The 5,549-nt window shown below is 39.7% G+C and carries 4 protein-coding genes and 1 rRNA gene; 2 read left to right on the top strand and 3 right to left on the bottom strand.

Annotated elements, in window-relative coordinates:
* Nucleotides 1-684: 684 nt before the first annotated feature.
* Nucleotides 685-1,218, bottom strand: a complete 534-nt coding sequence (locus FLAVO9R_RS20390) for a PH domain-containing protein (protein ID WP_159534789.1) — start codon at nucleotides 1,216-1,218, stop codon at nucleotides 685-687.
* Nucleotides 1,219-1,871: 653 nt separating this feature from the next.
* Here FLAVO9R_RS20390 and FLAVO9R_RS20385 point away from each other — a divergent pair.
* Nucleotides 1,872-2,612, top strand: coding sequence for a putative quinol monooxygenase (locus tag FLAVO9R_RS20385; protein ID WP_159534787.1), 741 nt, complete (start codon nucleotides 1,872-1,874; stop codon nucleotides 2,610-2,612).
* Between the two features lie 84 nt (nucleotides 2,613-2,696).
* A complete protein-coding gene (locus tag FLAVO9R_RS20380) occupies nucleotides 2,697-3,803 on the top strand; it encodes an SMP-30/gluconolactonase/LRE family protein (protein WP_159534785.1) in 1,107 nt (368 codons plus the stop codon).
* Nucleotides 3,804-3,851: 48 nt separating this feature from the next.
* Here the strand turns inward: FLAVO9R_RS20380 and FLAVO9R_RS20375 are convergent, their stop codons facing one another.
* Both FLAVO9R_RS20375 and rrf read right to left on the bottom strand, forming a co-directional pair.
* The gene (locus FLAVO9R_RS20375) at nucleotides 3,852-4,769 is read right to left on the bottom strand and encodes a LysR family transcriptional regulator (protein ID WP_159534783.1); all 918 of its coding nucleotides are present in this window, start codon (nucleotides 4,767-4,769) and stop codon (nucleotides 3,852-3,854) included.
* A 701-nt stretch (nucleotides 4,770-5,470) separates the two neighbouring features.
* Nucleotides 5,471-5,549, bottom strand: a 5S ribosomal RNA gene (rrf, locus tag FLAVO9R_RS20585); the annotation flags it as partial.

The following is a 5,549-nucleotide window of genomic DNA, read 5'->3' as shown; positions in this document are numbered from 1 at the left end:
ATATGAATCGTCGTTGTGTGACACTCTTAATGAGTGCCCACACAGATTGTCTTGTCTAAATTGTTAAAGAACGTGGCTACTTAACGTAACCTCACCGTAAGCCGTTGCTTTTTGGTGACTCACTCTGCTTGAGCGGGAGGCGTATAATACGCTTCTTGTTTTCAGTGTCAACGTTTTTCGTAAATTTCTTTTCGAACCGTTGTTAACTCCGTAGAGCTAATGAAAACCGCTTCTCGTTATTGTTGCCAACTCCTTGAAGCGAGGCGCGCATTCTACGCGAATCAGCTTTTGGATCAACACTTTTCTTAAAATAATTTTATAAAGTTTTTCAAACTAGCTATTAGCCTTCTTTTACACCGGTTTAAGGCTGATTACGCTTTCTTACTGTATTGCTAATCACTCGTATATTGTTAGCAGCGTACTACTCACTTCTCTATATCGTCATAAACCGTCATAGCTCAAAATCAATTGCATAGACTTGGTTCACCTTATGTATTCTATTTACCCACAAGTAATCGCTAAGACAGCCACTGTACTTACTGTGTTTATATTTAACTTCATCTAGGATTTGGCGGGTGACTTAATAGAGATAAATTATCATCTAGAGTACGAGCGGAAGATTGTCTGACTAAGAGGGTATGAGTACTTAAAGCCTGTTACTCCCTCTTCTCATTACAGTAACTTTTACTTTGAATTAACCAACTTCTCTAATAATGCTTCTATCCGCTGTGTACTTTGCAGTAGTAAGGCGAAGTCGTCGTTAGTATTTGTCTCGACTTCTGCCGTATATCTATTTCCCTGAACAGCCTTATCTTTTTGGCTCAAAATGGTTTCTCTAAAATTGATAGCATCTTCAATTCCTATAAGCGAAACAAGTGCGCCCTGAGCTGATTGTCCTGCAGTCTCAAAAGACAACCTGTATAAATTAAACATGCGCATTAACGGGCCTTGGGTCATAGCTACATCTGTTATCTTCTCAAGTGGAATTGTTTTCTCTTCCTTGTTGAAAATACCTTTTTTTACTATAAGTTTTCGTTCGGTGATGATTGCGGACATTGCAGCAATCATTTTACTGCTGATTAGATAAAATATCGGAATGGATATAACAAGTAATGGAATACCAATGACTATAAGCGTTGAGAATAACAACAAGCTTACCAACCAATAGGTTTTGACCGACGGATTGAAGGTTGCTTCTAATACAATTTTCTCAGACATCCTTTTCTCTCTTCTTATCACTATATAGCTCTAATGTGTGGCTTTTAACATAACGATATTGTTAGATATTGTCTTTATCGAAGTGAAACAAGATATTACCGGTTTAATGTTTAACCTCAGACGTCATCTGTTCATAACATGACTCATTTGCGCTTACCTTAGTAGATTTACGTTACATAAGTAGCTTTACATCAATTCAACCGAGTGTAGCAAAATTCTATTTCTCACTAGGCTTTCATAGGCAATTTCTGTGGAATGATTTTGGAATCGCTTGGTGTTCATACTGTTTACCTAAATAGACTTTAATTTGTTATTCTGAATCATAGGGCTCAATGGGACCTGGTAGTCCCATATGTGTCAATTGCGGCCATTACGCACTTGTAATAGTCTCTTCGGCTTAAAATCCAAGGCGGACATTCAGGGATTAATTATTTATCCGCATAAATCAGCGTTTCTGAATCAGCAGATTTGCTGCGTGAGTTACCATCCTACCCACTTTATTATCAACAAAATCTAAGAAGTTTTCACTGATTACCTTCATTATCAAAGCTAATTTCCTCTGTTAATCTTTCTTCCGTCGTTAACTTATCGACTCGATATAAAATTTTTATTAAGTCGGAAGAAATAGTGCTTCCACTAAATTGGAGAAAATCATGTTTACGAATTTTGGATGGATTGTTGAAGCAAAGCTTAAAGAGGGTGAGCTAGAAAACTTTAAAGCAGTAATGAATTCGCAAGTGAACCGTGCTTTGAATGAAAAAGGTACGCTCAACTATCAATATTACTTGTCAGACGCCGGCGATATTTTAGTTTACGAGCGTTTTGCTGATGCCGATGCATCACATGAGCATATCGAAAACTGGGATGCTCATGCAGAACGCTGGATTTCAGCGGCGGATCCAACACGCATGCTTCATCTTGGTGACTTGCCAGATGATGTTCGTGAACGTCATGCTTCGCTAGCACCTACTTGGTTAAAGCCTCTGGCTGGTTTTGCAAGAGAAGAGTATGAAGGCAGCCTAATTAAAAATGGAAACGATACTAGCTTCGAAAATTTTGGTTGGATTGTGGAGGCAAAACTGAATCAAGGCCAGTTCGAAGCATTTAAAGAAGTAATGAATTCTCAAGTTGCACGAGCCAAAACAGAAGAAGGCACACTAAACTATCAATATTACCTATCTGACGAGGGTGACATACTAGTTTACGAGCGTTTTCGAGATTTAGAAGCTTCTTTTATTCATATCGAAAACTGGAATGATCATGCCGAACGATGGATTGCAGCAGCAACACCCACCCGTATGGTACACCTAGGTGACTTACCACAAGAGTTACGTGAGATGCACGCTTCACTTTCACCTCTACTACTGAAACCGCTTGGTGGTTTTGCAAAATAGTCAATCTTATGAGTAAGCCGATAAGAGCAATCTAATCGTTATCGGTTGTGTTTAGCACATATGTTAACAATTTAAAGGTACGCCATGAAAACTCTAAACAAATATACAAATTTATTAAGTGTAATGCTTACTATTGTTGCGCTGTCAGCATGCTCTCAAACAGTATTAGCCCAGCAACAATACTCGCTGCAAGATTTACCTGCACAATTTAACTCTCCAGCAAGCTTTTCACTTGATTCAGATAACAATATTTTGTTCACATCACCTAACCTACATAACCAGACGCTTGTAGAGCAAGGTGTCTTAACTAAAGCGGCAGCTCCAACGATTGGGCTTATTGATAACAAAAATCAAGTGTCTGTGTGGTACAAATTTAAACAACAGGATTTAGAGCCAAACAGCGGTGTTGTCACTCCCATGGGGATTGCTAAAGGTCCAGATAGAAACATCTATATTGCCGACATGCAATTATGGTTTGGCGGTGAGTCTCGTTTGCTTCGAGTGAATGTTATAGATGGTAAAGCCATTGATGTCGACGTTGTTGCAAAAGGGTTCTCATTTCCTAACGCAGTAGCGTGGAGGGGCAATGATGTGTTTATCTCTGATACGGTACTTTCAACTGAGAAAGGAATATCAACGACAAGTGGTGTGTATAAATTAAGGTTAGATGAACTTAGGGCTGAAAATCCATTACAGATTTCTAAATACCAGAGCAAAAACAACCACGACTCTCACCTATTTGAGATCTTTGAATCAGACGGTAGCCTTCGCTTTGGTGCAAATGGCTTGGCGGTTGACGGGCAGGGCAACCTTTATACCGGTATCATGGAAGACGGTACCATCTACAAAAGCACTTTCAATGAAGATAGCTCTAAGCTTGAAACCACACTGTTTAATAAAGGTTTGATCGCAAGTGATGGCATCCAGTGGGATGCACCTTCTAATGCACTTTACATTACCGATTTATTTGATAATGCCGTTTACCGTATTGATATGAATGGCCAAGCTACATTGCTTGCCAAAAACGGAAATACCGACGGCAGTAATAACATGTTAGATGCGCCTGGAGAAGTTATTGTACGTGGTGGTATTGCCTATGTAACTAATTTTGACGCTGCATTTGGTACGCCAACTATGATTAATACTAAACCAGATACACCTTTTACAATATCAATAGTGCCTATTAAATAATCATCCCTACCGCGGTCATATTAATAAAAGGCCAAATAAATTTGGCCGTTATATTGGAAAACTACTTCCCTGCACCCTATCCCAGTATGGTGGGCTTCCATAACGCTCAGAAAAGTAATCTATAAACGCACGAACTTTAGGGGCAACCAATTTCGAAGAAGGGTAAACAGCCCATATAGAGGCATCAGCCTCTAATGGGTAGTCTTCAAGAATTTTGACTAAGGTCCCAGCTCGTAAATGCTCATAAGCAATCCATGTAGAGCACATTACAATCCCCATCCCGTTCACGCATGCATCGCAAACTGCTTTGCCGTTGTCTGTGGTAAAAGCCCCTCTTGTCTTAATATTTAATAGGCCCTTTGAGGTTCTAAACAGCCAATTGTCATTACCAATTAGGTTAATACAATTATGCTTTGGCAGTGCTTCAGGGGTTGCTGGCCTACCATGCTTTTCAAGGTACTCTGGTGAGGCACAGATAATTCTATTGTCTATAGCGAGTTTCCTGGCTATCAATGCAGAATCTTTAAGCTCAGCATTTCGGATTGCAATATCAAATCCCCCCTCAACAATGTCGACTATTGTATCGCTGAGACGAAGCTCTACAGATAAATCAGGAAAAATTCCCATAAATTCATTTAATGCTGGTATTAAATGTATATGACTAAAAGAAACCGGTGCTGTTATTCGCAATTTTCCACTGGGCTTAGCTCCCCCTCTCACCGACGATACAGCTATATCCGCCGACACAAGAACATCCCTAGCCTTTGGAAGAAATTCCTCCCCTTCATCGGTAAGCGATACTTTTCGAGTTGTACGATGTATTAGCCGAACACCCAGACTTTCCTCTAACTTACTAAGATGAGCGCTAGCCACAGCCGATGACAAGCCAAATTCAGCCCCGGCTTTAGATATATTTTGAGTGGCAGCTACCCGAGTAAATAGTTTTACATAGTCTAGATTTATCATTATTAGGGACAGAGTTAGGATTGAAGCATAAAAGTAGTATTACTTTACCGTATCACTATAAAAATACATAAGCTAAGTTTACTTTTAGCCTTACTGTCTCTGATAAGATTTGGCGCAGATATGTGTTAAAACTTACTTCCGCTGTTGGCTCGGAATCGATGAGGTGAGCTTAACCAGATTATGTCCGCTTCACGCTCATAGCTTTATGACAGATTAAATCGAAGCTAATCAGCAAAATTACAAACTAAGTTATGCTCTATGAGACTTTAACTATTCCAATAATCGAACTTTATTCTTAAGGTATGTAAGGTAACATCTTCAAGCGTATTCACATCGACTTAAGGGTTGCTCTTCTCTTTCACACTTTTAATTTTAAACGCGTCGAGTATTAGCACTAGTATAGATGTATCGCGTTATCGGTATTCAAGTTGTAGCGCTTAAACTTAAGATATCAAGGCTCACTCCAGTACATATCTAACCGTCTCTTGTTTGTGCTATAGCGAGTACTTTTATTTCTATCATGCATAAAAAAGGGCTATCCGTTAGGCTAGTTATCGTTGTGAAGCAATCGTTGTGAAGCAATCGTTGTGAAGCAATTTCTTCGAATGGGACTTGGCTTGCGGCATGCGCTAATACGTTTCACTTTCAATCACGCATAAAAAAAGGGCTATCCGTTAGGATAGCCCTTTCTTCGAATGGGAGCTTGGCAGTGTGCTACTCTCACATGGGGAAACCCCACACTACCATCGCCGCTAATACGTTTCACTTCTGAGTTCGGAA

The organism is Alteromonas sp. 38 (genome assembly GCF_902506055.1).
In the GTDB taxonomy this organism is placed as follows: domain Bacteria; phylum Pseudomonadota; class Gammaproteobacteria; order Enterobacterales; family Alteromonadaceae; genus Alteromonas; species Alteromonas lipotrueae.
The sequence above is the reverse complement of the archived record's forward strand: the minus strand, read 5'-3'. Positions and strand labels throughout refer to the sequence as shown.